General features: G+C 56.2%; 25 protein-coding genes and 1 pseudogene. 19 read left to right on the top strand and 7 right to left on the bottom strand.

Annotated elements, in window-relative coordinates; all coding sequences use genetic code 11:
- Positions 1 to 38: 38 nt before the first annotated feature.
- From AB3175_RS10545 to AB3175_RS10515, 7 genes are all read right to left on the bottom strand, one after another.
- Positions 39 to 1,622, bottom strand: coding sequence for a hypothetical protein (locus AB3175_RS10545; protein WP_367360903.1), 1,584 nt, complete (start codon positions 1,620 to 1,622; stop codon positions 39 to 41).
- 103 nt (positions 1,623 to 1,725) lie between these two features.
- Complete coding sequence (locus AB3175_RS10540) at positions 1,726 to 2,775, bottom strand: methyltransferase domain-containing protein (RefSeq protein WP_367360902.1); 1,050 nt, start codon at positions 2,773 to 2,775, stop codon at positions 1,726 to 1,728.
- Between the two features lie 46 nt (positions 2,776 to 2,821).
- The gene (locus tag AB3175_RS10535) at positions 2,822 to 3,205 is read right to left on the bottom strand and encodes a PAAR domain-containing protein (protein ID WP_367360901.1); all 384 of its coding nucleotides are present in this window, start codon (positions 3,203 to 3,205) and stop codon (positions 2,822 to 2,824) included.
- Between the two features lie 42 nt (positions 3,206 to 3,247).
- Positions 3,248 to 3,643 carry a hypothetical protein gene (locus AB3175_RS10530; RefSeq protein ID WP_367360900.1) on the bottom strand — a complete coding sequence of 132 codons (396 nt, stop codon included), beginning with the start codon at positions 3,641 to 3,643 and terminating at the stop codon, positions 3,248 to 3,250.
- A 36-nt stretch (positions 3,644 to 3,679) separates the two neighbouring features.
- Positions 3,680 to 4,102 (bottom strand): ATP-binding protein, encoded by a 423-nt coding sequence (locus AB3175_RS10525; RefSeq protein WP_367360899.1) that lies wholly within the window; start codon positions 4,100 to 4,102, stop codon positions 3,680 to 3,682.
- Positions 4,103 to 4,117: 15 nt separating this feature from the next.
- Entirely contained in the window at positions 4,118 to 4,444 is a 327-nt protein-coding gene (locus AB3175_RS10520; protein WP_367360898.1) for an STAS domain-containing protein, read from the bottom strand.
- Between the two features lie 84 nt (positions 4,445 to 4,528).
- Entirely contained in the window at positions 4,529 to 5,263 is a 735-nt protein-coding gene (locus tag AB3175_RS10515) for an RNA methyltransferase (protein WP_367360897.1), read from the bottom strand.
- A 206-nt stretch (positions 5,264 to 5,469) separates the two neighbouring features.
- On the opposite strand from AB3175_RS10515, the gene rsmG reads away from it, so the two are divergent.
- The 19 genes and pseudogenes from rsmG (at position 5,470) to AB3175_RS10420 (ending at position 25,614) form a co-directional block, all read left to right on the top strand.
- The gene (rsmG, locus tag AB3175_RS10510; protein ID WP_367360896.1) at positions 5,470 to 6,213 is read left to right on the top strand and encodes a 16S rRNA (guanine(527)-N(7))-methyltransferase RsmG; all 744 of its coding nucleotides are present in this window, start codon (positions 5,470 to 5,472) and stop codon (positions 6,211 to 6,213) included.
- Positions 6,214 to 6,339: 126 nt separating this feature from the next.
- A complete protein-coding gene (locus AB3175_RS10505; RefSeq protein WP_367360895.1) occupies positions 6,340 to 7,110 on the top strand; it encodes a ParA family protein in 771 nt (256 codons plus the stop codon).
- Complete coding sequence (locus AB3175_RS10500; RefSeq protein ID WP_367360894.1) at positions 7,111 to 7,803, top strand: ParB/RepB/Spo0J family partition protein; 693 nt, start codon at positions 7,111 to 7,113, stop codon at positions 7,801 to 7,803.
- Complete coding sequence (locus AB3175_RS10495; RefSeq protein WP_367360956.1) at positions 7,697 to 7,960, top strand: hypothetical protein; 264 nt, start codon at positions 7,697 to 7,699, stop codon at positions 7,958 to 7,960. Before AB3175_RS10500 ends, AB3175_RS10495 begins: the two co-directional genes overlap by 107 nt.
- Positions 7,961 to 8,064: 104 nt before the next feature.
- On the top strand, positions 8,065 to 9,423 hold the full coding sequence (gene dnaA, locus AB3175_RS10490) for a chromosomal replication initiator protein DnaA (protein ID WP_367360893.1): 1,359 nt from the start codon (positions 8,065 to 8,067) through the stop codon (positions 9,421 to 9,423).
- Positions 9,424 to 9,590: 167 nt separating this feature from the next.
- The gene (dnaN, locus tag AB3175_RS10485) at positions 9,591 to 10,709 is read left to right on the top strand and encodes a DNA polymerase III subunit beta (protein WP_367360892.1); all 1,119 of its coding nucleotides are present in this window, start codon (positions 9,591 to 9,593) and stop codon (positions 10,707 to 10,709) included.
- 65 nt (positions 10,710 to 10,774) lie between these two features.
- Positions 10,775 to 13,180, top strand: a complete 2,406-nt coding sequence (gene gyrB / locus AB3175_RS10480) for a DNA topoisomerase (ATP-hydrolyzing) subunit B (RefSeq protein ID WP_367360891.1) — start codon at positions 10,775 to 10,777, stop codon at positions 13,178 to 13,180.
- A gap of 19 nt (positions 13,181 to 13,199) precedes the next feature.
- The gene (gene gyrA / locus AB3175_RS10475; RefSeq protein WP_367360890.1) at positions 13,200 to 15,701 is read left to right on the top strand and encodes a DNA gyrase subunit A; all 2,502 of its coding nucleotides are present in this window, start codon (positions 13,200 to 13,202) and stop codon (positions 15,699 to 15,701) included.
- A gap of 5 nt (positions 15,702 to 15,706) precedes the next feature.
- A complete protein-coding gene (locus AB3175_RS10470; protein ID WP_367360889.1) occupies positions 15,707 to 16,126 on the top strand; it encodes an archease in 420 nt (139 codons plus the stop codon).
- Positions 16,119 to 17,567, top strand: a complete 1,449-nt coding sequence (locus AB3175_RS10465; protein WP_367360888.1) for an RtcB family protein — start codon at positions 16,119 to 16,121, stop codon at positions 17,565 to 17,567. Before AB3175_RS10470 ends, AB3175_RS10465 begins: the two co-directional genes overlap by 8 nt.
- An 87-nt stretch (positions 17,568 to 17,654) precedes the next feature.
- Complete coding sequence (locus tag AB3175_RS10460; protein ID WP_367360887.1) at positions 17,655 to 18,140, top strand: hypothetical protein; 486 nt, start codon at positions 17,655 to 17,657, stop codon at positions 18,138 to 18,140.
- Positions 18,130 to 18,216: pseudogene (locus tag AB3175_RS10455) on the top strand (type II toxin-antitoxin system HicB family antitoxin); the annotation flags it as partial. The gene AB3175_RS10460 and the pseudogene AB3175_RS10455, both read left to right, overlap by 11 nt.
- A gap of 159 nt (positions 18,217 to 18,375) precedes the next feature.
- Positions 18,376 to 18,996 (top strand): plasmid pRiA4b ORF-3 family protein, encoded by a 621-nt coding sequence (locus tag AB3175_RS10450; RefSeq protein WP_367360886.1) that lies wholly within the window; start codon positions 18,376 to 18,378, stop codon positions 18,994 to 18,996.
- A 60-nt stretch (positions 18,997 to 19,056) separates the two neighbouring features.
- Positions 19,057 to 19,380, top strand: coding sequence for a hypothetical protein (locus tag AB3175_RS10445; RefSeq protein WP_367360885.1), 324 nt, complete (start codon positions 19,057 to 19,059; stop codon positions 19,378 to 19,380).
- 278 nt (positions 19,381 to 19,658) lie between these two features.
- Complete coding sequence (locus AB3175_RS10440; protein WP_367360884.1) at positions 19,659 to 20,360, top strand: hypothetical protein; 702 nt, start codon at positions 19,659 to 19,661, stop codon at positions 20,358 to 20,360.
- A 64-nt stretch (positions 20,361 to 20,424) separates the two neighbouring features.
- A complete protein-coding gene (locus tag AB3175_RS10435) occupies positions 20,425 to 21,846 on the top strand; it encodes an aspartate aminotransferase family protein (protein WP_367360883.1) in 1,422 nt (473 codons plus the stop codon).
- Between the two features lie 40 nt (positions 21,847 to 21,886).
- Positions 21,887 to 22,711 carry an NRDE family protein gene (locus AB3175_RS10430; RefSeq protein WP_367360882.1) on the top strand — a complete coding sequence of 275 codons (825 nt, stop codon included), beginning with the start codon at positions 21,887 to 21,889 and terminating at the stop codon, positions 22,709 to 22,711.
- A 60-nt stretch (positions 22,712 to 22,771) separates the two neighbouring features.
- Positions 22,772 to 23,050, top strand: a complete 279-nt coding sequence (locus AB3175_RS10425; protein WP_367360881.1) for a TIGR04076 family protein — start codon at positions 22,772 to 22,774, stop codon at positions 23,048 to 23,050.
- A 44-nt stretch (positions 23,051 to 23,094) separates the two neighbouring features.
- Positions 23,095 to 25,614, top strand: coding sequence for a glycogen/starch/alpha-glucan phosphorylase (locus AB3175_RS10420; RefSeq protein WP_367360880.1), 2,520 nt, complete (start codon positions 23,095 to 23,097; stop codon positions 25,612 to 25,614).
- Positions 25,615 to 25,617 lie beyond the last annotated feature (3 nt).

The following is a 25,617-nucleotide window of genomic DNA, read 5'->3' as shown; positions in this document are numbered from 1 at the left end:
AGAGGGAAAACCATCCCTTTCCCCTCTTTTCGGTCGGGCTAATGGATATTCGCATCGATCTCCTTCGCTTTTTTCAGAATGAAATCAACCCCATGGTCAAAAGGGATCTGCTCGAACACGTGGGCGGTCTCCGGATTGATCGCCGCCCTGGCCTTGTGCCTGGCGCGGTCCCGATCATTCGAGCAAGCCCAGGCGGCATGCGCCGTCGGGGACATTCCTCTGCGCTTGTTCTCCGATATGGCATACAGATGTGTCACCCTTGCTTCGGCGTCGGCTAACGCCCGTCTGACTGCCTGGTCGAAGGTTGAACTGTAGACCTTCATGCCCGCACCGGCAGAGGGGAGTAACGTTGTGTAGTAACCGACATGGTAGTCGATAAAGTCGTTCAGAGAAAGGGCTGTCCCCATCTCGCATACGGAATGGTGCATCTGGGCGCCCATCTGGATGACGGGAATGAGATGGATGTAGGGCAGGAACATCTGTATGCGTTCGGCGAGGCCCTTCATGTGAACAGCATTTTCAACATTTCTCCGGACATTGTCTTCTGTTCCAATCGACTCGACGCGAGATAGTATTTCATAGATCGCAAACTGGTGGTCCGTCGTCGTCCCCGAGATCGTCGCGCCTCGAGGCAGCCCGTAAAGCTGAGAGATCTGCCATAGACGGTCCCATTCCATCTGCCGCCATTTGGTGATGCCTGCGAACTGCCAATCAGAGTCATTATTGATATTAATCGTGCTCTTCTTGTGCGACGGCATTTTGATGTATGGCCGCAGCTCGCGCGGGATAGGAACGTTGCTCTCGCTTCGTCGGGCACGCTGCAGCTCGTACTCTGAGCCGCGTACCTCCTCGAGCTTCGCCTGGTAAGCTCCGGCTGCCGGGTCGCCCTTGTACTGCCACTTTGCGAACCATTCTGCGGTATAGGCGTAGATTTTGTATTTTCTGCCCCCGGGCGTCGCGCCTTGACCTTTAAGGTAACGCTGCACAAGCCTGGCCTGGTGACTGAGCCGCCCCTCGTACTCCCGATCAAGAATCGCAGCCATCAGTTGAATGCGATGCTTGTCCCGGACCGGGTTGGGCGCTTTGGGCGCACCGGCTATGAGCTTCAGGTACTTCGTTACGAGGGGATTGTCGGATGTCTCGAACCGGGACCTGGCCATGAGGGTATCGATGTCCGGGTCCCGTCTGAGGCCAAGCTGATCGAGGATGAATGTGCACATATGTTCCGACAGCTCGGCCTGGACCCGGAACCAGCCGCCGATCTTCCCAATATCCCTGAACCAGACCTCCGGGCGTTTCTGCATGTCCTCGAATTTGGCCCTGGTGGGGGATTTTCCCTCGAAGCAATCCATGTTCTTGACCTCGTCCAGCAACTTATCACCCTTTCTGTTGCGGAAGACGACTTCAAAGAATTTATTAAGGTCAGGCTCGTTGACTGCATCAGCGCATTTCTTGAGCCACTCGAGTGAAATTCCGGCTCCAGCGGCGCACATCTGGCGGAGGACGGACATAAGGGTCGTGTTTTTTTCATAGATATCCCAGAGTCTGCCGCAGATTACCAAATCCTCGATCTGGCGAGTCTTCTCTGCTTCTATCGTTTGATTGAGGCTGAGGCTGATCATTTCTTCTTTCTCCAGATGGTCTTGGGGTTAAACTCAACGGACTTTCTTCCTGCCGTCGTCAGGAAGACTCTGAATCCGGGCCGGAATCTTGAGTATCGAGGTGTCATGCCGATCCATTTTCCATCTTCTTCCGGATAACCATCACGGAAACCAGGTATTCCATAAAACTCCGGTCATGAAGCCGCAGGGTCCAGGGAACTTCTTCTACCGAGAGAAGTTCCAGCACTTCAACAGCGTTGGGATGGCCACCTCCGGACATGAGGGACCGCAGGATATCCGGGCTTGATCCCCGATGTCCTGAGCGCTGTGAGTGCCCTCCCAGCCAGGACTCCACGGGAGTGGCACCGGCATTCCAGTCGTAGGGGGTCGACAGGACGGCACTTCCACCCGGCTTCAGAATCCTGCCCATCTCCGCCAGGCAGTCATAGGGTGACCAGACGCAGTCCAAAACATTGAGGCTGATCCCGGCGGAAAAGGTCCGGTCGGCAAAAGGCAGGGCCGTCGCATCGCAGACCCAGAAATCAACCTGCTCCGCCCTTTCGAAGGCGGCCGGGAACCGCCGGCGCTCATAGACAATGCCGCCCCGGCGCTTGGGGTAGCAAACGCATCCGCTTTCGAGAATGGTCGCCGCTGTCTTCAGCATGCCGAAGTTCAAATCCATCCCGAGGACGATGTCATCGACCTGTTCTGCGAGTTCGAAACTCGTCCGGCCCACCGCGCAGCCGATATCGATGACCGGTCCCTCTGCCCGTCGCTCCGCGAGCGAAAACCCCCGCTGGAACAGTCTCCGGATCGAACCGGGCGGGACGGGGCTTTGCTTCCCTTCGCCGGGGTCCAGATCCCCGTAGTGATCGAATACGTAAGTGCTGAGGTGCTGGCGCCTGGAATCAAAGGCCGATCCCGGACCGAAGCAGTCTCCCAGGAGGCTTTCCATCGGTTCGGTCAGATCGTCCCGGCAGAGGACCGGCAGGAAATTCTGGGAAACGTAGGCCCTCAGGTTGGCCAGCAGGATGGGGATGCCGTCCAGGACCGGGTATTCACTGAGGCAGCCGGGGTTTGAACAGACGAGGATCCCTTCCCGAATTGACCCGTTTCCCTCCCTGAGGACCGATCCGATCTTCAGAGCAGATTCGTGTCCGGCTGCTCTGCACACCGGGCATAACGGCTGAAGAATCTCAAAATGGCGCAGTTTAATGGGGCTACCCTCCAATCATCACCGTCGGGCATCCGGGCGGAAGAATTTTTCCCGTGGGGCTTGGAATCGGAGCGACACAGGTCGGATGGGCCGTCTGATCATTGACCCGCGCAGCGGGCAAACCCCCGATCATGACGGTTGCAGATCCTTTGACCACGATCCCGGGCCCTCCGGGGATGCATCCTGGAAGGGTGCAGGGCGTGGTTGTGCTTGTCAGCCTTGCGGCGGGCTGATTACCGATGAGCACGGTGGGCATGCCGGTTATGATGGTCAGCGGAAGCGCCGGGTGCGGAACAGGCGTCGGGACAGGCGCCGGCGGATGGATGGGGGCGTGGCAGTGGGGCGCATCCTGCAGGACCATGTCACCCACGCGGGCGGCGGACGGCATGCTCTCTCCTCCTTGATCTTCGTAATTCCATGCGTTTCCTGCTCAGTTCAGGTGAATGATCTTTCCTTCGACACGGAGGTCGTCATCGCAGTGAAGATCCATCGTCTTCGCAGCGTCTATTTTCAGTGCCCCTTCGCTCCTGAGCACCGCTTCCTCTTGCGCATGAAGGTTTATTGTTCCGGCTTCCAGGGTAATGGACCGGGTCGATTCGAGCTTCAGTTGAGCCCCCCGGAGGGTAAATACGGGGCCCGCATCGGTCAGGCGGACCGTCAGAGAGATTTCTCCTCCCGATTCCACGATGGAGATAAGCTCCTCCTCGTCACCGCCATGAACGACGATCTGGCGCCCGGAGCGGAGCGGAATCCGCTCTACGGCATCCTGAGAGACATCTTCCAGGGGCTTGGGCTTCACAATGACCACGGTGTCTTTTACGCTCACGATCCGGCTCCCCTTTCAAGGCGATCGAAGAAACGATCAGGTTTTGGCGCCGTCTATGACGAGGGTCAGCCTGTTTCGATTATCCTCCCGCCGATAGCGGACATCATCCATCAACTGCTTGACGAGAAAAATCCCCAGCCCCCCGATTCGCCGTTCCTCCATATCGGCCGATACATCCGGATCGGGAACGGAAAAAATATCAAAGGGAACGCCGGAATCCACGACCTCGATCACAAGGCCCCGCTCAGGACAACATGTGCAGGTGATCTCGATGCTGCCTGTCGAATCATCATCCCTGTATGCATACTTGATAATGTTTACAAGGACTTCCTCCATGGCCAGTTCGAGTGTCCGGATTTTTTCCGGAGAAAATCCCTGTTTTCCGGCGAAGGAAGTCACGAAACCCATCAGCGCATAGAGGGATTCCATTGTTCCCGGCAATGTGATCGTTGAGGGCATGGTCATCCATTTGACCTATTTCAATGCATCTTCCCGGGTATCAAATATTTTGAACATCGTGGCGAATCCGGAAATTTGAAAGATATCCCTGACGGTTCCCCTCAGTCCGGAGAAGATCATCTTTCCCCCTCCGGGCTTCAATTTTTGCGCCGTTGCCAGAATGCTTCGCAGCCCTGCACTGCTAATATAATCAAGTCCGATGAAGTTGAGAAGAAAATTCTTTTCACCCCGGGCCACCTGCTCCGCAAGCGCCTTTTCGAATTCCGGTGCCGTAACGGCATCGATTCTGCCCGTGACGGATACAACGACCCAGTCTTTTTCTTTTGCTGACGCTATTTCCATGAAGATCACCCATTTTGTTCCAGGCTTCGGCCCTCTATTGTCAGGGACAAGTCATGAGAAGTCAATTCCCTTCGACAGGGACCGCTATCCCCTGTGGTGGAGATACCAGGAAAGCTGACGGCAGATTCCCCGGATAATCCGGACCTCCCTGGCGGAAAGGCGCATCCGGGAAAAGAGCCGCCGGATGTGCATCATCCAGTATTCGGGGTTTTCCGGGTTCAGAAAGCCGATTTCCTGCAAAAGGGCGCCGATGTGCCCGTACATTCCCTCGGTTTCCCGGGAAGAGGCCATTTTCGGGGTGAACCGCTCTGGAACCCCTATTTCCGCCATCGAAATTTCATAGCAGAGGATCATGACCGCATGAGACAGGTTGAGCGAGCGGAACCGCTCCGAGGTGGGGATGGAGACAACACTCTGGCAGTACCGCAGGTCCTCATTGGTCAACCCCGTATCCTCCGGGCCGAACAAAAGAGCCACGTCATTTTTTCTCGATAGTTCAACCACCTGCTCCGCCATATCCCTGGGCGACATCACCGGCCCCCGGGCAAGGCCCAGCCGGGCGGTCGTTCCGACGACATAGTGAAATCCGGAAAGGGCTTCCCCCAGGTCCCGGCAATAGACGATGGAATCGACTACATCTGCAGCCAGATGGGTGGACATCTGACGGATTTCCTCCTGCGGGTAATCCCGGTCACTCACCACCATCAGCCTCTCCACTCCCATGTTCTTGGCGCAGCGCGCCGCCGAGCCTATGTTTCCTGCATATTTCGGACGGTTTAAAACAACCGCGATATGCTCCTTATCCGCCGTTAACCGCATGCCCTGCAACACCTTCTCTTCTCTCTTCGTCCCTTGTTGACAGACCTTTTCCAATCGCATAGAAAGGAGGCAAATATGTAATCCTTTTTCACCCAAAAGAAAAGTTTTGAAATAAACCTTTGCCAACGATCCGCCTTCTTTTTATCCTGTCGACATGTTCGGGCCGTATCGTGCCGTCCGATCAATCCGGGTAGAGGAACTTTTTATTGGAACATTCATCGTCTTGCGACTTCAATACCGCCGGATCCGGGGGATTGACAAAACGCTTCAAAGAGTCGGCTGCCGGGCTGGGTGTCGTTCTCACCGATGAGCAGCTGCAGAATTTCCAGCGGTATTATCAGGAACTGGACCTGTGGAACTCCCGTTTCAACCTGGTGGCTTCCACGGAATCTGCGGAGGAAGTCTTTGTCAAACATTTCCTGGATTCCCTGACCCTGGTCCCCTTTCTCCCCCTTCCCGACGGACGCCTCCTGGACATCGGAACGGGTGGGGGATTCCCGGGGATTCCCTTGAAGATTGCCATCCCCGGTCTGAAGGTCACCCTGCTGGAGGCCTCCCGAAAAAAGGTGTCCTTCCTCAAATCCCTCTGCCGGATCCTGAAGCTGGAGGGAATGTCCATCCTCCAGGAACGTCTTGAAAGCCTGCTGAAAGAGGAGTCATCCAGGGACTGCTTCGACATGGTGGTTTCCCGGGCCGCCCTGAAGCTTCCGCAATACCTTCAGGCGGCAGGCGGGCTGGTCTCCCCGTCCGGATCGATCTTTGCGATGAAGGGAGCCAATTACCGGACGGAACTGGATGACGTGTCGGATATCCTGACCGACTGGAACCTGGTCTTGACCGATGTGCACACCCTGACCCTTCCCCGGGGGGGCGATTTCCGGGCGATCCTGATCTTCAAAAAGTTGCAGACCCATCTCACCTTCAGGGGCCCGGCGGCTACAAGGATTTGAAATCATGTGTATTATTCATAACTTACTATAAAGATTGACGAAAATACTCCTTCTAAAATCGATTTTTTTGTGTTAACGTCTCCACCTCTTACAGGATCATGAAATATTAAAATCGGGTTTGCTCCCATGCGAAAAGTGATATCCATTGCCAATCAAAAGGGGGGAGTGGGAAAAACCACGACAGCGATCAACCTCTCAGCGACTCTGGCTTCAGCCGAAAAAAAGACCCTCCTCATCGACTGCGACGCCCAGGGAAATGCCAGCAGCGGCGTGGGCATCAACAGGGAGCAGATTTCGGAGAAAAATCTCTACTCCGCCCTGATCAACAGGGTCCCGCTGCAGGAGGTGGTTGTCCCCACCTGCATCCCCTATCTCGATGCCGTAGCCGCCACTCAGGATCTGGTTGGGGTTGAGGTTGAATTCATTTCGATACAGGAGCGGGAAAAGCAACTTCGAAGGCTGATCCGGGAATTGGATACGCAGTATGATTTTATCATCCTGGATTGTCCCCCTTCCCTGGGTTTTTTGACGTTGAACGCCTTGGTGGCTTCATCCTCGGTCATTGTCCCCCTCCAATGCGAATATTTTGCGCTGGAAGGTCTGGGACAGCTCATGAGTACGCTGAAACTCGTCAAGACCCGCTTGAATCCGATGCTTTCCCTGGGAGGCATCCTGCTGACGATGTTTGATTCACGGAATCTTCTATCCCGGCGGGTCAGCGAAGATGTGCGCAGCCACTTCGGAGGCTCCGTGTTCAATACGGTGATCCCCAGGAATGTCCGTCTGTCCGAGAGCCCGAGCCACGGACTTCCGATCATTTACTATGACATCAAATCCCGCGGGGCGGTTTCCTACATGGAGCTTGCCCAGGAAGTTCTGAACAGCAAGAGGATCTGAATGCCGCCTAAAAACATTCTGGGCAAGGGATTGGGGGCCATTCTTCCCGATATCCTTGAAGACTTGAACGAACGGCCCTCCTTCATATTCTGCAGTGTGGAGGAGCTGATTCCCAACCGTTTTCAGCCCAGAAAGGAATTTGACGACGAAGAGCACCGGAATCTTGTTGAGTCCATTCGAACCAAGGGGCTCCTCCAGCCGGTGATCGTCCGGCCGCAGGAGGGGGGATACGAGATCATCGCCGGTGAACGCCGCTGGCGGGCCGCCAAGGAGGCCGGCTGCACGGAAATCCCCATTCTGATCCGGGACGTTCAGGATCTGGAACTGGCCGAACTGTCGCTCATTGAAAACCTTCAGCGTTCGGCATTGAACGCCCTTGAAGAGGCAGAGGCCTATCGCACGCTGATGGAGGTTTTCGGACTTTCCCAGGAGGAGATCTCCTCACGGGTGGGAAAAGACCGCTCCACGATCGCCAATACCCTGAGGCTGCTGAAGCTCGAGGATGAGATTCGCAGGGCGCTGGTCGAAAAGCGGATTTCCCCGGGCCATGCGAGGGCTCTTCTGACCCTGGCAACAAAAAGACCGGCTGAAAGCCCTCGATGTCATCCTGAAACAGAAGCTCAGCGTACGGGAAACGGAGCGCCTCGTTGCCAGGCCTTTGGAAAGGCCTCCCAAAAGACCCCCAGGCGATGAGGCCCGTCACTTGGAGGTGCTGGAAAGGGCCCTCTCCACCCGGCTCCGGACATCGGTCGTTATTCGACAAGGACGTAAAAAAGGCAGAATTGAGATTCGATATGCCTCTTCTGAAGAGCGGGACCGTCTGCTCGCCCTGTTAAATCCGCCGAAATGAATCGCGGAAAAGAGGAGACCACGGAGCCTCTTTCCCCGTAAGGAGTAAATTTTTCTCAACACTTATCAACACATGTTGATAAGTGTGTGGATAGGTGTTACAAAGTGGAGAATATCTGGGAAGAAAGCATTAAAATCATTAAGGAAAAAATTAGTTCGCAGAATTATGAAACCTGGATTCGTCCGCTGAAACTGGCATCGATCGAGAACAATCGCGCCAGTTTATCGGTGCCGAACAAGTTTTTCAAAGACTGGCTGACGGAAAACTACCGAGAGGTGATTTGCCAGGCCCTCTCCAGCTCAGCGGGAAAAGAGTACTTAATCGATTTTATTATTCTTCCGGAATCGGAAAAACATCCCCGTTCCGCGACCAATCCGGCGCGTAGGAAAAAAACCGTCGAACCTCAACCCCAGGAAACGCGAAGGCAGAAGGTGCACCCAACCTTGAACCCCAATTACAGTTTTGAACGCTTTGTTGTGGGATCCTCCAATCAGTTCGCCCATGCCGCCTCCGTGGCCGTAGCCGAACAGCCGGCCAAGAATTACAACCCCCTGTTCATCTATGGGGGGGTGGGCCTGGGCAAGACGCACCTTCTCAACGCCATCGGGCTTCTGAGCATGTCCATTTACCCCGACATGAATGTGGTCTACGTCTCGGCGGAGGAATTCATGAACGAGCTGATCCTCTCCATCCGCTTTGACAAGATGCCGCAGTTCCGGGAAAAGTTCCGCAACATCGACTGCCTGCTCATGGACGACATCCAGTTCATCGCCGGCAAGGAAAGAACCCAGGAGGAATTCTTCCATACCTTCAATACGCTTCACGATTCGGGCAAGCAGATCGTCGTCACCAGCGACAAATTCCCCAAGGACATTCCCAACCTCGAGGGCCGTCTCCGTTCCCGTTTCGAATGGGGGCTTATTGCCGACATCCAGCCGCCGGAGATAGAAACCAAGATCGCCATCCTGGAAAAAAAGGCCCAGGAAAACAACATCCTGGTCCCGACCAACGTGGCCTATTACATCTCTTCCCATGCCGAATCGAACATTCGCGAACTGGAAGGCTTTCTCGTCCGGATCGCCGCCTATTCCTCGGTGACGGGAAGAAACATCGACCTGGACCTGGTCAAGGAAGTCCTGAAAGACATCATCAGGCAGCGGGAGGCTGACGAGGTAAGCTTTGAAGAGATCATCAAGTCCGTCGCCGCCAAGTGCAACGTGAAAATCTCCGACATAAAATCTCAGAGCAAGAACAAGAGCACCGCCATGGCCAGGCAGATGGCGATGTATCTGACCAGGAAGCTGACGGGAAGCTCATTTCCGGACATCGGGGAAAAGATCGGGGGTAGGGATCATTCCACGGTCATTTATGCCAACAACAAAATCCGCAAACAGCTCGAGACGGACGCCAGGTTGAAAGCGCTCCTCCAGGAAATTGAGGATCAGCTTCTTAAAAAGAACTAACAGGGCGACAAGGGACTTATCAACAGGTCTTTTTTATGATAACAAAACGAAATTCAAATGGATTTATGTTTCTTGACTGCAATCCACAGGACTTATTACTAGAACTATCTTTTAATAAATAAACAAAGAAAAATAAAAAACTAATTAGGATGAAATGGGGAAAGGTCATGGAATTCGATATTTCGAGACAGGTTTTTTTGGATGGTGTTCAAAAAACTCTGGGAATTGTTGATAAAAAAAGCACCATGCCCATTCTTGGGAACCTGTTGATCCAAACAGAAGACGGCCAGATAAAGATCGTGGCTACGGACCGGGAACTGAGCCTGGTGGCCAGTTACGAAGCACGGGTTGTCAGGGATGGTGAAATCACTCTCTCCGCGAAGAAACTCTTCGAAATGATCCGGGAAACTCAGGAGGAAGGCATCCACTTCTACTGCGATGACCATAATCAGGTCACCCTGACCAGTCAGAAGGCCGTCTACCGGATTCCCGGCGTCTCCGCCATGGAATTTCCCACGGTGGTCTATGACGAGGAGGTTCCCCTTTATCCCGTCCAAGCGGCCCTGTTGAAGGAATTGCTTTCCAAGACGGCCTTTGCCGTCTCCACCGATGAAACGCGCAAGAACCTGGTCGGCGCCCTGATGGAGACGGAGCAGACGGAACAGGGGACCGTTCTGAGAGTGGTCGCTACGGATGGACACCGCCTTGCGAAATGCTTCGACATGCTTGAGGGAACCCCCACCTTTTCTCTGGAGGAAGGCATCATTCTCCCCCGGAAGGGAATCGCCGAGATCCGGAAGCTCATCGATTCGGAGCCTGGAGAGATCCGGATCGGTTCGGACCGGGGAATGTTTGTTCTCAAGACCGCCAACACCCTGTTGAAGGTGAGCCTGATCGACGAGACGTATCCTGACTATCGGCGGGTGATCCCCAGCGAGCAGGGAGCCCGGGTGATCCTCAACCGCGATTTGCTTCTGCACGCCCTCCGGCGCATGAAGGTCATCTCGACGGAGCAGTACAACGGCGTGGTGATGACGGTGTCCTCCAGCAAAATCGTTATGAACTCGAACAATCCCGATGTGGGAGAGGCCAATGACGAACTGGAAGTGGCTTACTCCGGAGACGAGATCCAGGTCGGATACAACGTGGATTACCTCATTGACGCTATCGAGGTGATCCGGGAAGAGGAAGTGATGATGAGCATCGGCGCCTTCATGAAGCCGACGCTTATTCTTCCTGTCCACAACGACCGTTTCCTCTGCGTCGTGATGCCGCTGAAGCTTTGAGGGCGTAGGAACGGAAAAATAACAAAGTGATTCAACAGAGCAGTATGGAAGAGAGATCAGAAAAAATGACAACGGACAATTATTCCGCTGAAAGTATTAAAATCCTGGAAGGCCTGGAAGCCGTCAGAAAACGGCCGGCCATGTATATCGGCAGCATCGGCAAGGATGGTCTGCACCACCTGGTGTATGAAGTGGTGGATAACAGCATCGATGAGGCGTCGGCCGGATACTGTGACCGGATTACCGTGAAAATCCGGGTGGACAACAGCATCATGGTGGAGGACAACGGACGGGGAATTCCCGTTGATATGCATGAAACGGGAGTTTCAGCCGCTGAGGTGGTTTTGACCAAGCTGCACGCCGGGGGAAAGTTCTCCAACGACAGCTACAAGATTTCCGGCGGGCTTCATGGGGTCGGCGTCTCCGTCGTCAACGCCCTTTCCAGCTCCCTGGAACTCAATGTCCGCCGGGACGGAAAGGTTTATACGCAATCCTATGTCCGCGGCGTGCCCCAGAACCCGCTGACCGTGACCGGTCAGACCTCCGGCCGGGGAACCAAGGTTTATTTCAAGCCCGATGAGGAGATCTTTGAGGAGCTGGAATTCAATTTCGACATCCTCGCCAACCGACTCCGGGAACTGGCCTTCCTGAACTCCGGCATCTTCATCACCTTGATCGATGACCGTACGGACCGGAAAAGCGAATTCTTTTACGAAGGGGGCATCGTCTCCTTCGTCGAGTACATCAACCGCAACAAAAAGGTCCTTCACAAAGAGCCGATTTTTGTCACCGGAGCGCGGGAGGACTGCACCGTGGAAGTGGCGCTGCAGTACAACGACACCTACACGGAAAACATCTTTTCCTTTGCCAACAGCATCAACACGACGGAGGGGGGAACGCACCTGAGCGGATTCCGGTCGGCGCTGACGCGCGTCTTCAACAACTATGCGGTCAACAACAATCTCTTGAAAGGGAAGGAATCGCTGCGGGGAGAGGACCTGAGGGAAGGCCTTTCCTGCGTCATCAGCGTCAAGGTCGCCAATCCCCAGTTTGAAGGCCAGACCAAGACCAAGCTGGGAAACTCCGAAGTGCGGGGGCTCGTGGAAGGCATCGTTTACGAAAAAATCGGCACCTACCTGGAGGAAAATCCCACGACAGCCAAGCAGCTGCTGAGCAAATGCCTCGATGCCTCGCGGGCTCGGGAAGCGGCCCGGAGGGCCCGCGAGCTGACACGCCGGAAGAGCGCCCTGGAGGTGGGGGCGCTGCCCGGAAAGCTGGCGGACTGCCAGGAACGGGACCCGGCCCGAAGCGAGATTTATCTCGTGGAGGGGGATTCGGCGGGAGGTTCCGCCAAGCAGGGGCGTGATCGCCGCAACCAGGCTATCCTGCCCCTGCGGGGAAAAGTCCTGAATGTGGAGAAGGCCCGCTTCGACAAGATGCTGCAGAACGAGGAAATCAAGACCATGATTACGGCCCTGGGGACGGGGATCGGGGAGGAGGATTACGACGTCAGCCGGATCCGCTACCACAAGGTCATCATCATGACCGATGCCGATGTGGACGGTTCCCATATCCGCACCCTCCTGTTGACCTTCTTCTTCCGCCAGATGCGGGAGCTCGTGGAAAAGGGATATCTCTATATCGCCCAGCCGCCGCTTTTCAAGATCACGGAAAAGAAAAACGAGCTTTACATTCATAACGAGGACGAAATGAACAACTTCATCCTCCAGAATGGCGTCAAGCGGATAAAACTTTATTCCAACGGGAAAGAAGAGGCCGTCACCGGCAATTCCCTGCTCAACCTGGTCAAAAAGATTCTGCGGGTTGAGACCATTCTGGAGAAGTTCGAAAAAGAGGACTGCAATCGAAAGATTATCCTCTCTCTCGCCGAACGGCCGTCTTTGTCCATCCAGGACTTTGAGGATGAAGGGCTCCTGAGGGAAACGGCCCGCCAGACCGCGGATTCCCTCGGGGAGGAGATCATGGAAACGGGTGTGGAAGCAGATGAGGAGCACGGCGGATATAAAATGTTCTTCCGCCTGGGAAAAAATGGAAAGCCTTCAAGGATTTCCTTTGGAAAATCCATCTATCGAGCGCCGAAGTTCTCGGAAATCAAGGCGCTTCTTTCCCAGATTTCCGCAGTCGGCAAGCCCCCCTATTCGGTAGTGGCTCTGGACGGAGAGGAAAGCGACCGCCGGGAACTTCCGGATATGTCCGCTCTGGTGCAGTTCGTGACCTCCGTGGGCAAGAAGGGGATTTCTGTCCAGCGCTATAAAGGTCTGGGAGAAATGAATCCCGAACAGCTCTGGGAAACCACCATGAATCCAGAGAAGAGAACCCTTCTGCAGGTCCGGGTGGATGATGCCGTGCAGGCCGATGAGATTTTCACCACGCTGATGGGGGATCAGGTTGAACCCCGTCGCGACTTCATCTACAAGAATGCCCTTTATGTGTCCAACCTGGATGTCTAGGAAAGAGGAATAAAAAAGAATGGATCCATTGGCAGTACAAAGAAATATCAATGTAAATATTGAAGATGAGATGAAAAAGTCTTACATGGACTATGCCATGAGCGTCATCATCGGCCGGGCCATTCCCGATGTGCGCGATGGCCTCAAACCGGTTCACCGTCGCGTCCTTTTTGCCATGAGCGAAATGGGAAACCGATGGAACCGGCCCTACAAGAAATCGGCCCGCATCGTCGGGGATATCATCGGTAAATACCATCCCCATGGCGATCAGGCAGCCTACGGTACCATCGTCCGTCTGGCCCAGGATTTTTCCATGCGCTATCCCCTCATTGACGGCCAGGGAAACTTCGGGTCCATCGACGACGATCCCCCGGCGGCCATGCGTTACACGGAAGTCCGCATGGCCCGGATCACCGAGGAAATTCTGGCGGATCTGGAAAAAGACACGGTGGATTTCATCCCGAACTATGATGAATCCCTGACGGAACCTTCCGTTCTTCCCTCGCGGCTCCCGACCCTGCTGCTGAGCGGTACGGCGGGAATTGCGGTCGGTTTAGCGACGAACATCCCGCCGCACAATCTCACGGAGGTTCTTTCCGGGACCATCGCCCTCATCCGGAATCCGGAAATGACCCTGGAAGAGCTCATGACCTATATTCCGGGACCGGATTTCCCCACGGCGGGGTTCATTAACGGGCGGGAAGGAATTCTCTCTGCCTATCGGACGGGACGGGGCATCATCCGGATGCGGGCCAAGGTGATCATCGAGAAGAATGAACGCAATGACCGGGAGAGCATTGTGGTCACCGAGATTCCTTATCAGGTCAACAAGGCGGCCATGATCGAAAAGATCTCCGAACTGGTCAAGGACAAGAGAATTACCGGAATCTCCGATCTCCGTGACGAATCCGACCGCGAGGGAATCCGGGTTGTGATTGATCTGAAGCGTGACGAGAACTCCAGCGTGATCCTCAATCAGTTGTACAAGCACACCCAGATGGAATCGACTTTCGGGATCATCATGCTGGCCATCGAAAACGGTCAGCCCTATGTGTTTAATCTCATTGAAGTCCTGAAGAGTTTTATCGAATTCCGAAAAATCGTCATCGTCCGGCGTACGACCTTTGAAGTCAACAAGGCGCGGGAGCGGGCTCATATCCTGGAAGGTCTCATCATCGCCCTCAATAACATCGATGAAGTTGTCGCCGTCATCAAGGCATCCAAGAGTCCCCAGGAGGCGGCAGCCGCCCTGTGCAGCCGTTTCTCGCTGACGGACATTCAGGCCAGGGCGATCCTGGACATGAGGCTGCAACGTCTCACGGGACTGGAGCAGAGCAAGATCAAGGAAGAATTCGATGCCATCTTAAAGGAAATCGAGCGGTTGCAGGGAATCCTCGATGATCCCCAGAAGGTCCTGGAGGTGATCATCTCGGAGACGGAAGAGATCATCGAACGGTACGGCGATGAACGTCGGACGGAGATCGTGGCCAGCTCGGAAGACATCAATATCGAGGATATGATCGCTGAAGAAGACATGGTGGTCACCTACTCGCAGGGGGGGTACATCAAGCGCAATCCCTCAAGCCTCTACAGGACCCAGCGCCGGGGCGGGCGCGGCAAGGTCGGGATGATGACCAAGGAAGAGGATGTCGTGGAGAAGCTCTTCATCGCTTCCACACACGATTATGTCCTGATCTTCACCAATGCCGGCCGGCTCTACTGGCTCAAGGTCTACCAGATTCCCCAGGCTGGGAGAATGGCCAAGGGGAAACCCATCGTCAATCTGATCAATCTGGGGCCGGAGGAGCGGGTGGCGGCGGTTCTTCCCGTGCGATCCTTCGAAGAGGGGCAGGCGGTCATCATGGCCACCCGGGCGGGGATCGTCAAGAAGACCGATCTTTCCGCCTATTCCAATCCCCGTTCCGGCGGAATCATCGCCCTGACGATCGACGAAGGGGATGAGCTGGTCGATGTGAAGCTCACGGGAGGCGGTCAGGATGTCTTTCTGGCCACCCGGCAGGGCAAGGCCATCCGTTTTCACGAGGACGACATCCGCACCATGGGCAGAACGGCCCGGGGTGTGAAGGGAATCTCCATGGATGAAGATGACGTCGTCATCGGCATGGATATCCCGCGAGAAGGCAATGCCATCATCACCGTTTCTGAAAAGGGCTACGGAAAGCGAACGGCGGTTTCGGAGTACCGCCTGCAGAGCCGGGGCGGCAAGGGAACGATCAATCTGCGCATCATACCCAGCAAGGGAGGACTGGTGGCGGGCATCCTGCAGGTCACCGGCGAGGAGGACCTGCTGCTCATGAGCAACAGCGGCAAGATCATCCGGATGAAGATTGAAGACGTGCCCCTGATTCATCGGAGCACCCAGGGCGTCAAGCTGATCGAACTCGATGCGGAGGAACAGCTCGTGGGCATGACCAGTGCCGAGCGCGACACCCGTGAGGAAGAGGAGAATGTTTCCGAAGAGAATGAACCGACCGATCCTGTCTTCCCGGAGGAGGACTAGGACCGGTGAGCGCGTCCTGGCGGCTTCTCGATCACACGGCGGATCTCGGCATGGACGTGGAGGGATCCTCGCTGGAGGAGGTGTTTGCCTGCGCCGGGAGGGCCATTTTTGAACTGATGGCGGAGCTGGATGCGGTGGAGATCCGCGTGAGCCGTGATCTGGTTGTTGAAGGTACCGACCTTGCCGATCTCTGGGTCAATTTTCTCCGGGAGGCGCTCTATCTCTGGAGCGGGGGATGCCTGCTCATCAAGGAAGTTCAAATTCGTCAAATATCCGATACCGCCTTGGAGGCGACCCTGTCCGGCGAAGCCTACGACTCCGGCAGGCATGTCCTGAATATGGAGATCAAGGCGGCGACCTACCACCAGGCGGAAGTCGTCCGCACCCCGAAAGGCTGGAAAGGACGGGTGATCTTCGATGTCTAAGATCAGCGTGACCCTGAACAAACTGGATGCCTGCCGCTGGTCCATTCCCAGAACCGGCGGAATGCGGGTTCCCGGTTTGATCTACAGCAGTGAAACGCTCCTCCGGGCCATGGGAAACGACGAAAGCCCGCAGCAGGTCATGAACGTGGCCCACCTTCCGGGAATCGTCAAGTATTCCCTGGCCATGCCGGACATGCACTGGGGGTACGGCTTTCCCATCGGCGGCGTGGCGGCCTTCGATGCGAAAAGCGGCGTGATATCCCCCGGCGGCGTGGGGTACGATATCAACTGCGGCTGCCGGATGATCACCTCCAGGCTGAACTTCGAGGACATCCGGGACCGGCTGAAGGATCTCGTGGTCGCCCTTTTTCACAATATTCCCTCGGGAGTCGGTTCAACGGGGGTTCTCAAGCTGTCCCCGAAAGAGGAGCGCCAGGTTCTGACCCAGGGCTCCCGCTGGGCGGTGAGCCAGGGCTACGGTTCGGAAGAGGACATCGAGACGACGGAAGACCACGGGGCCATGGCCGGTGCCGATCCGGACAAGGTGAGCCCCAGGGCCATCGAGCGGGGGCGGGACCAGCTTGGGACCCTGGGATCGGGCAATCACTTTCTCGAGGTGGAAGTCGTGGAGGAGATCTTCGATCCGGAAGTGGCCGCGGTCTTCGGCCTTTCCGTTGGCCAGGTGGCCGTGCTGATCCACACCGGATCGCGGGGCCTGGGCTATCAGATCTGCGATGATTACCTGGCCCGGATGGTCAAAAAAATGAGTGAACTGGGTGTCCCGATTCCGGACCGTCAGCTTGCCTGCTCCTGGCTGGAATCCCAGGCGGGAAGGGATTACCTGGCCGCCATGTCCTGTGCGGCGAACTACGCCTGGGCGAACCGGCAGATGCTGATGCACTGGACGCGGGAAACCTTCGAGAAAACGCTGCGGAAAAGCCCCCGGGAGCTGGGCATGAAGCTCCTTTATGACGTCTGCCACAATATCGCCAAACTGGAAACCTTTCCCGTAGACGGCAACATGATGGAGCTCTGTGTCCACCGGAAGGGCGCCACCCGGTCCTTTCCTCCTGGCCACCCGGCACTGCCCGTCTGCTACCGGAAGGTCGGCCAGCCCGTGCTGATTCCCGGCGACATGGGCACGGGTTCCTACGTGATGGTGGGAACGGAAAAGGCCTATCAGGAAACCTTCGGCAGCACCTGCCACGGTGCCGGCCGGGTCATGAGCCGGGCCCAGGCGACGCGCGCCAGCTCCGGTCGGCAGATCGCCCGGGAAATGGCCGACCGGGGCGTGCTGGTCATGGCCTCGGGCAAGGGAACACTCAAGGAGGAAATTCCGGAGGCCTACAAAAAGCTGGACGATGTGATCGATGTGGTCCATCGTGCCGGACTTTCCCGGAAGGTCGCCCGTCTGCGGGCCGTGTGCTGCATCAAGGGATAGCCGGAAACGGCGCCATCGAAAAGATGGCCGCCCAAACCCGGGCTTTTCTGAATTTCCCGTTCTTTTTTACCGAATTTGGAGGTCACTATGGGAGTCTTTGTCAACGAACTGGCTCAAATGGTTGAATCCCACGCCGAAGAAATTGCCGAGCAGTGGGCAAAAGCGGTAAGAAGAAATCCAAAAACGCCTTCATTTCAAAAACTTTCCAAGGACCACTGCCTCAACTGCGCCGCGGGTTTCTACCACAGATTCGTCAAGATTTATTTTGACAAGAGCCCCTATCCGGCCCTCGAAGAATTTTTTACCCGATATGCAGAGGCCCGCTATCAAGAAGGAATCCCACTCCAGGAGGCCATCCAGGCCCTTCTCATGCTGCGCCGCCAGATGTGGCTCTTTCCGGATCTTCAGACCCTCTTCGCTGCAAACGTCGACCAGTCCCAGGCCGTAGAGACCCTCAACCAAACCATCCGCATCTTCGACCAGGGCATTTACCTGATCATGGAACGGTATCAGAAATTGAGCAGCGGAAAGCAGGAGAAGATGCCATGCAAAAAAGCTCACGGTGATCATTGAACGGAAAGGTAACAGCTATGTTTCGTTCTGCCCTGAACTCGATAGTGCCAGCCAGGGAGACACGATCGAAGCCGCTTCCTGATTCAAGGCTTACCGTGGCGATTCCAGACCATGCCGAACTGCGGATAGGCTCTCCAGGCCATCCAGGAAGAAACTGATGCGAGCCATGGTCAGTCCCGAGTGATGATAACTGGTGCCACGGAGTTCATTATTTTAGTGATGGGAGCGAACATAAATGCCAAAGAAGCGCAGCGGTATCGTTTATCAATTCCGGATTGAGTTGCTTGAAATAGAACCAACGATCTGGCGGGTCATCCAAGTGCCGTCCGGTTACTCCTTCTGGGATTTGCATGTTGCCATACAGGATGCAATGGGCTGGCTTGACTGCCATCTGCATGCATTCCACATCCGCATGCATTACATGAGGACGAGCGTCGAGATCGGCATTCCCGATGAAGAGGAATTTGACCGTGCAGTACTTCCCGGATGGGAGATGCCTATCACCGAATATTTTACGGAGCCCGGGAAATCCGCAATCTACGACTACGACTTCGGCGACGATTGGTCGCACAATGTCCTTCTTGAAGCGATCATGCTTAAAGAAAGCGGCCGTAAGTATCCCTGTTGCATTGCCGGTGAGCGGGCGTGCCCGCCGGAAGACTGCGGAGGTGTGCATGGATACTATAAACTGCTCAAAATAATATCTGATCCGGGTCATCCGGAATATGAAGATCACATGAAATGGCTTACGCGCTACACGAAAAAAGGCCGTCCCTATGAACCCGGAACGTTTCATCCTGGAGAGGTAAAGTTCTCGAATCCAAGGAGAAGATGGGAAAAGGCCTTCTCAGAGTAAGTCCACAATTGGAACGGTGTTTTCATGTAATGAAAATCTTTCTGTAATCAGGGCTGAGAAATGATGAAGATTGACATAGACGGGCTCACGGAAGCGGAACTTATTGACCTGAACAACCGGGTGGTTGCGAGACTGAAGTTTCTGCACCAAATGAAGGCGCACGGAGCGATGCTTGAGTTCAGCATCGGAGAACAGGTGTCGTTTCAACCCGATGGGCGCCCTCTCATTACGGGTATCATCTCCAAGTACAACAGGAAAACGGTGACGGTGGTCACATCGGATGGTCACCAATGGAATGTCCCCCCGATGTATCTCCGCAAGGCTGAAGCCTCACCGCGTCAAGAACCGAGCCGCGGCCAAATCATCAAGATGCTGAAGAAGTAAAAGCCCCTTATGTGAGAGCCTCGGGACATACCCGATCCGGCGACACCGTCTTGCAGTGCCGACTTGCATTTCTCTTGATAAGGTATTATTTTTTAGGGGAATTCGGCACCAAAGAACAAGTGATCTGCTGGAAATAGAGCCGTCCCGGGCATGTTGCCTTATAGTCAAGTCCTTGAGGTAATGATCATCATTCCGGACCGTAAATGCTCTGATAATCCCTCTGGTGGCCGGGGATCCGTTACAGGGCGCCATGAGACAGTTTCAAAGCGGGTAATGGTATGGACGTAACCCGGATCATCGCGGCGGCGGGCGGCAGGTACTCCCGGGAGATGGGTATCGACCTCGATGAATGCCGGTCAGACCATGTCTTCCGGTGGTTTCTCGCCTCGGTCCTGTTCGGCGCCCGGATCTCCGAGACCATCGTAAAACGGACCATGGAGGCCTTCAAGGCGGCGGGCGTCCTGACGCCGGAGGAGATGGAGAGGACCGGGTGGGACGGCCTGGTGTCGATCCTGGACCGCGGCGGCTACGCCAGGTATGATTTCAAGACCGCCACCAAGCTGCTGGAGCTCTCCAGGACGCTCCGGGAGCGCTATGGTGGCGATCTCAACCGGCTGCACGGAGAGGCTTCCGACGCCGGAGATTTGGAGGAGCGACTCAAGGCGTTGGCGAAGGGGATCGGCCGTGTGACCGTGAACATCTTTCTGCGCGAGATGCGCGGAATCTGGCCGAAGGCGCGGCCTCTGCCCTCCGATCTGGTCGTGCTGGCCGCCGGAAACCTCGGTCTCTGTCCCCGGGGGATCGGGGATGGGGAGCAGGCCTCCGATCTGCTGCAGAACCGGTGGAAGGAAAGCGGTGGAAAGGCAGCGGATTTTCCCGATTTTGAATCCGCCCTCCTGCGCATCGGGAAGAACCACTGCCGGAAAAAGGGATGCGGCGCCTGCCCCGTCCGGACCGTGTGCCGGAGCGCGCCGGGATGATGCAGCCGGTCGGTCATGACGGTGAACCGCATCGACACGAAACATTCTTGAGGAGAGCCATGAAATGAATGAGCTTCTGTTTGATCCTGATACACACCGAAAGGCAGGCCATCTCCTGGGGGAACTTCTGGCGGGCTATGAAGGGGATCTCTCGAATCCGCCCGGATTCGGACAGATTGATCGGGACGCCATGCGGGCGATCATGACGGAGCCTCTTCCTGAAGAGGGGAGATCCCTTGAGGAGCTGTTCCAGGAATTCCGGGAAGTTGTCATGCCGAATTCGACGCATGTGGCGCACCGGCGCTTTCTGCCTTACGTGCTTCCCTCTCCCAACGGGATCTCGGCCTTTGCCGATGCCCTGGCAAGCACCCTCAATCAGAACTGCAACCTCTGGACGCTGTCCCCTGCCGCCAATGCCATCGAACAGCGGGTCATTTCCTGGTTTCAGGACTTGTTCTCCTTTCCCGAAGGGAGCGGAGGCATCATTACGAGCGGCGGGTCCATGGCGAACCTGACGGCCCTGGCGATTGCCCGGGACACGTACCTCGGAACATCCGCCAGGATGGACGGGCTGCAGTGGAGGGTATCGCCGCTGAGGCTCTACGTGTCGGACCAGGTGCATAACTGCGTGGACAAGGCGGCCGTTATTCTCGGCATCGGGCTCAATCATGTCCGCCATGTTCCCTGCGATTCTCAGTTCCGCATGCGGATGGATCTTCTCAAAGAGGCCGTCATGCAGGACCGCCGAGATGGGTTCAGCCCCTTCTGCGTGGTCGGTTCAGCGGGAACCGTGACCACCGGGGCGTTTGACCCCCTTGACGAGCTGGCGGATTTCTGTGACGAGGAAGGGCTCTGGCTTCACATTGACGGGGCCTACGGCGCCCTGACGGTTCTCAGCGAAAGAAGGCGCCCCCATCTGCAGCCGGCAGGCCGTGCCCATTCCCTGTCGCTCGACCCGCACAAGTTTCTCTTCGCACCCCTGGAGGCCGGCTGCGTCCTTGTTCGGCGCGCCGAGGACATGCGGACCACCTACAGCTTCGTTCCGACCTACCTGTCCATGTTCTCCGATCCCGACTTTCTGAACTATGCGGAATATGGCCCCCAACTCTCGCGGAGCTTCAAGGCGCTGAAGGTCTGGTGGTCGTTGCGGGCCTTCGGGCGAAAGGCCTATGCGAAAGCGATCGACGATCTCTGTGACCTTGCGGAATATATGGAGGCGCGAACGGAAGCCGAGCCGGAGCTGGAACTGCTGGCCCCGGTCACCTTGAATGCCGTGTGCGTCCGCTGCCGCAATCTGTCCGACGGCCAGAATGAGCGTGTCCTGGCCCGCCTGCTGTCCGAAGGGGTTGCATTCCTCGGCAGGGCGGAAGTGAAAGGGAAATTCTGTCTGCGGGCCTGCTTCATGAACCTGCGGACCACACGCGACGACGTGGACCGCATTCTCGAGGAGATGGTCCGTTTTGGAAGAGAGGAGATGAGGGTGTGAGCCGCTTTTCGAAACGCATATCCCCATCGGGGGGGCAATCATGTGCCTGATTGCCTTCAACTGGCAGCCGGAAACGGAGACGCCGTTGATCCTGGTTGCCAACCGGGACGAATATTTTCATCGCGGAACCGCCGCGATGTCCAGCTGGCTCGATCAGCCCGAGATTGTCGCCGGGCGCGATCTTGAAGCCCTGGGGACGTGGCTCGGCGTCAATGCCGGAAGCGGCCGTTTTGCCGCCTTGACGAACATCCGCGCCCCAGCCTATCGTCGGGGCTGTGAAAAGAGCCGCGGCCAACTGGTGTCCGGATTTCTGCAGTCTGCGCTTCCGGCCAGCCGATACCTCGATGAGATCTGCCGGGAGCGGCCATCCTACAGCGGGTTCAACCTGCTCGTGTTTGATGGAGAGGAGCTTTACCATCTGAATTCGGAAAAGCAGCCGCGGCCTGTTGAACCTGGACTGCACGGCCTGAGCAACGCCTGCCTGGACACGCCCGGCTGGCCTAAGGTCGAAAGCGCCAGGAGGAAGCTGTGCCGCTGGCTGGAACAGCCTGGATCCATGAAAGATCTGGCGCTTCTGCTCGACTCCAGGGTGCTTGCGGCGCCGGATACGCTTCCGGACACCGGCGTTTCTCCTGCAGAGGAGCACAGCCTATCGGCGGAATTCATTGCCATGGACGGTTACGGAACCCGTTGCAGCACAGCAATGATCTGGGGGCGGGATCACGTGCGGCTTCTGGAAATCACCTATGACTGTGACGGCCGGATCTGTGGACAGTCCGAGTTTCAGATAAATCGGGAAGACCGGTTATCGGATCCCCGGCCCTGGATCTCGACGGATCGATCTCCGGTTTTGAATGTGACGTGAAAAAAAGTTGTTTGGAATGTTTTGTCAGGAAATTTTTGCAGAATAAGGAGGAGAAACATTATGGCACAAGATCCGGGAATGGGAAAAAAGGTGATCGCCACCGTTATGGACGTGAAGGGGGACTGCAATGCGGGCCATGTAAAGGGGGAGACCTTCGAAATCTGTTGTCATAATCCAGCCGGACTATGCGGATTTTTCTTCCATGATATCTTTCCCAGCCTTTCCACCTTCCAGTTCGGCGGAAACCTTCCCTGGTGGGAAGGCGATGTGATCGAGCTGCAATGCCCGGACAGCTATAATCTCGTCACCCTGAAACTGGAGCGGTTTGACCGGGATTGATCGTTCCTGAACAGGTTCGCGGCCGGAGAAACAGGAGAGAGAACATGAATGGACGGCATCCTCCAAAGTCCGATGAAAATCCGATAGTGAGGGAAGACCTTCGGACCGGTTTGACTGCAGAGGCCATAAAAAACGATATTCTTGAAAATCTGGTTTACGTTCAGGCGCGGATCCCCAAAATAGCCACCCGGAACGACTGGTACATGGCCCTGGCCTATACGGTCCGCGACCGGCTGCTCGAGCGCTGGGGCATGGCCATCGAGTCCCTTCAGCAAAGCAGCCGCGCCGTCTGCTACCTTTCCGCCGAGTTCCTGCCGGGACCTCATCTGGGCAACGCCATTTTGAACCTCGGCATGTACGAACAGACGAAAGAGGCAACGGCCCGACTCGGACTGGATCTGGATGCCCTGATTTCCCATGAAGGGGAGCCGGGACTGGGAAACGGCGGACTCGGCAGACTGGCCGCCTGCTTTCTCGACTCCCTCGCGACCCTGGAAATTCCGACCATCGGATACGGAATCCGTTATGAATTCGGCATTTTTGACCAGGAAATCCACGATGGGTGGCAGCGCGAAGTGACCGACAAGTGGTTGGCGTTCGGCAATCCCTGGGAGATCGTCCGCCCCGAAATTGCGTATTACGTTCCCCTGGGCGGCTACACGGAAACGTATTATGACCGGCTGGGCCGCTTCCGCGTCCGCTGGGTGCCGGAGCGGGTCGTCAAGGGCATCGCCCATGACACCCCCATTCCTGGTTACCATGTGGAAAACGTCGCCCTTCTGCGGCTCTGGAAATCGGAAGCCTGCGAATCCTTCGATTTTCAGGCCTTCAATGAGGGCGATTATTACGGTGCCGTGGAGGACAAGGTGGCCTCCGAGACGATCTCGAAGGTCCTCTACCCAAACGATGAACCGATACCCGGAAAGGAATTGCGACTCTCCCAGCAGTTCTTTTTTGTGTCCTGCTCTCTTCAGGACATGATCCGGGTTCACCGCCTCGGGGGCGGTGTGCCGGCCACCTTCGACCGGAGATACGCGGTGCAGTTGAATGATACGCACCCTGCGATCGCCGTGGCGGAGCTGATGCGCCTCCTGGTGGATAAACAGCGGATCGACTGGGAGCGGGCCTGGGAGATCACGAGAAACACCTTTTCCTACACGAATCACACCCTTCTTCCGGAGGCCCTGGAAAAATGGCCCCTGCCGCTGTTCCGGAAGGTCCTTCCCCGGCATCTGGAGATCATCTTCGAGATCAATCGCCGTTTCCTCGAAGATGTCCGACTGACCTATCCTGGCGACAGCGAACGGTTGAGGCGTCTTTCCCTCATCGAAGAAGCGGATGATCGCTATGTCCGCATGGCCAACCTGGCCGCCGTGGGAAGCCATGCCATCAACGGAGTGGCGGCGCTGCACACGGATCTGCTGAAGGAAACCGTGATGAGGGATTTTTATGAACTCTACCCGGAGAGATTTCTGAACGTGACGAACGGCGTTTCTCCGCGGAGATGGATGCTTCTGTGCAATCCCGGAATGTCCGGCCTTATCACCGATGCGGTGGGGGAAAACTGGGTCTGCAACTCCCAGGATTCCATCGCGGGCCTGGAATCATTCGCCGATGACGGGGCATTTCGCGAAGCCTGGCGCAAGGTGAAGCAGGGCAATAAGATGGAGCTGGCCAGGCACATTTCGGAGCGCACCGGAATCGTCGTGAATCCGGAAAGCCTGTTCGACATCCAGGTGAAGAGGATCCACGAGTACAAGAGGCAGCACCTCAATGCCCTCCACATCATTTCGCTCTATATCCGGCTGAAGAGAACCCCCTCTCTGGATGTCCCGCCCCGCACGGTCATCTTCGGCGGGAAGGCCGCTCCCGGCTACGCCAGGGCCAAGCTGATCATCAAATTCATCAACTCCATCGCCGATGTTGTCAACATCGATCCCGATGTCGCTGATCGGCTGAAAGTCGTCTTCTTTCCCGACTTCAATGTCAAGAACGGCCAGCTCATCTACCCTGCGGCGGACCTTTCGGAACAGATTTCCACGGCAGGAAAGGAAGCGTCGGGCACGGGGAATATGAAATTCTCCCTGAACGGCGCCCTCACCATCGGCACGCTCGATGGAGCCAATGTGGAGATCCGTGAGGCGGTCGGTCCGGAGAACTTCCTGGTCTTCGGCCTGACGGCCAGGGAGGTTACAGACCTGAAAATGCAGGGATACAGGCCCTGGGAGAGCTACGAACAGAATGAGGAGCTCCGGGAAATCATCGACCTGGTCCGTTCCGGTTTCTTTTCCCGGGGAGACCGCGATCTCTTCGAGCCTCTTGTCAACGAGCTCCTCAGCCGCGACGAATACTGCCTCCTTGCAGACTATCCCTCCTATCTCGACGCTCAGGAGAAGGCTGGCAAGGCATACCTCGTGCAGGGACATTGGCTTCGTATGTCCATTCTGAATGTAGCCCGGATGGGCGGATTTTCTTCCGACCGCTCCATTCGGGAATATCTGGATCATATCTGGAAGGTCGACTCCCTGAAGGCTTCAGGAAGCAGGGGGAACGGCAGGCCTTGATAA

This window comes from Syntrophus sp. (in: bacteria) (assembly GCF_040768185.1).
Taxonomy (GTDB): Bacteria; Desulfobacterota; Syntrophia; order Syntrophales; family Syntrophaceae; genus Syntrophus; species Syntrophus buswellii.
The sequence above is the reverse complement of the archived record's forward strand: the minus strand, read 5'-3'. Positions and strand labels throughout refer to the sequence as shown.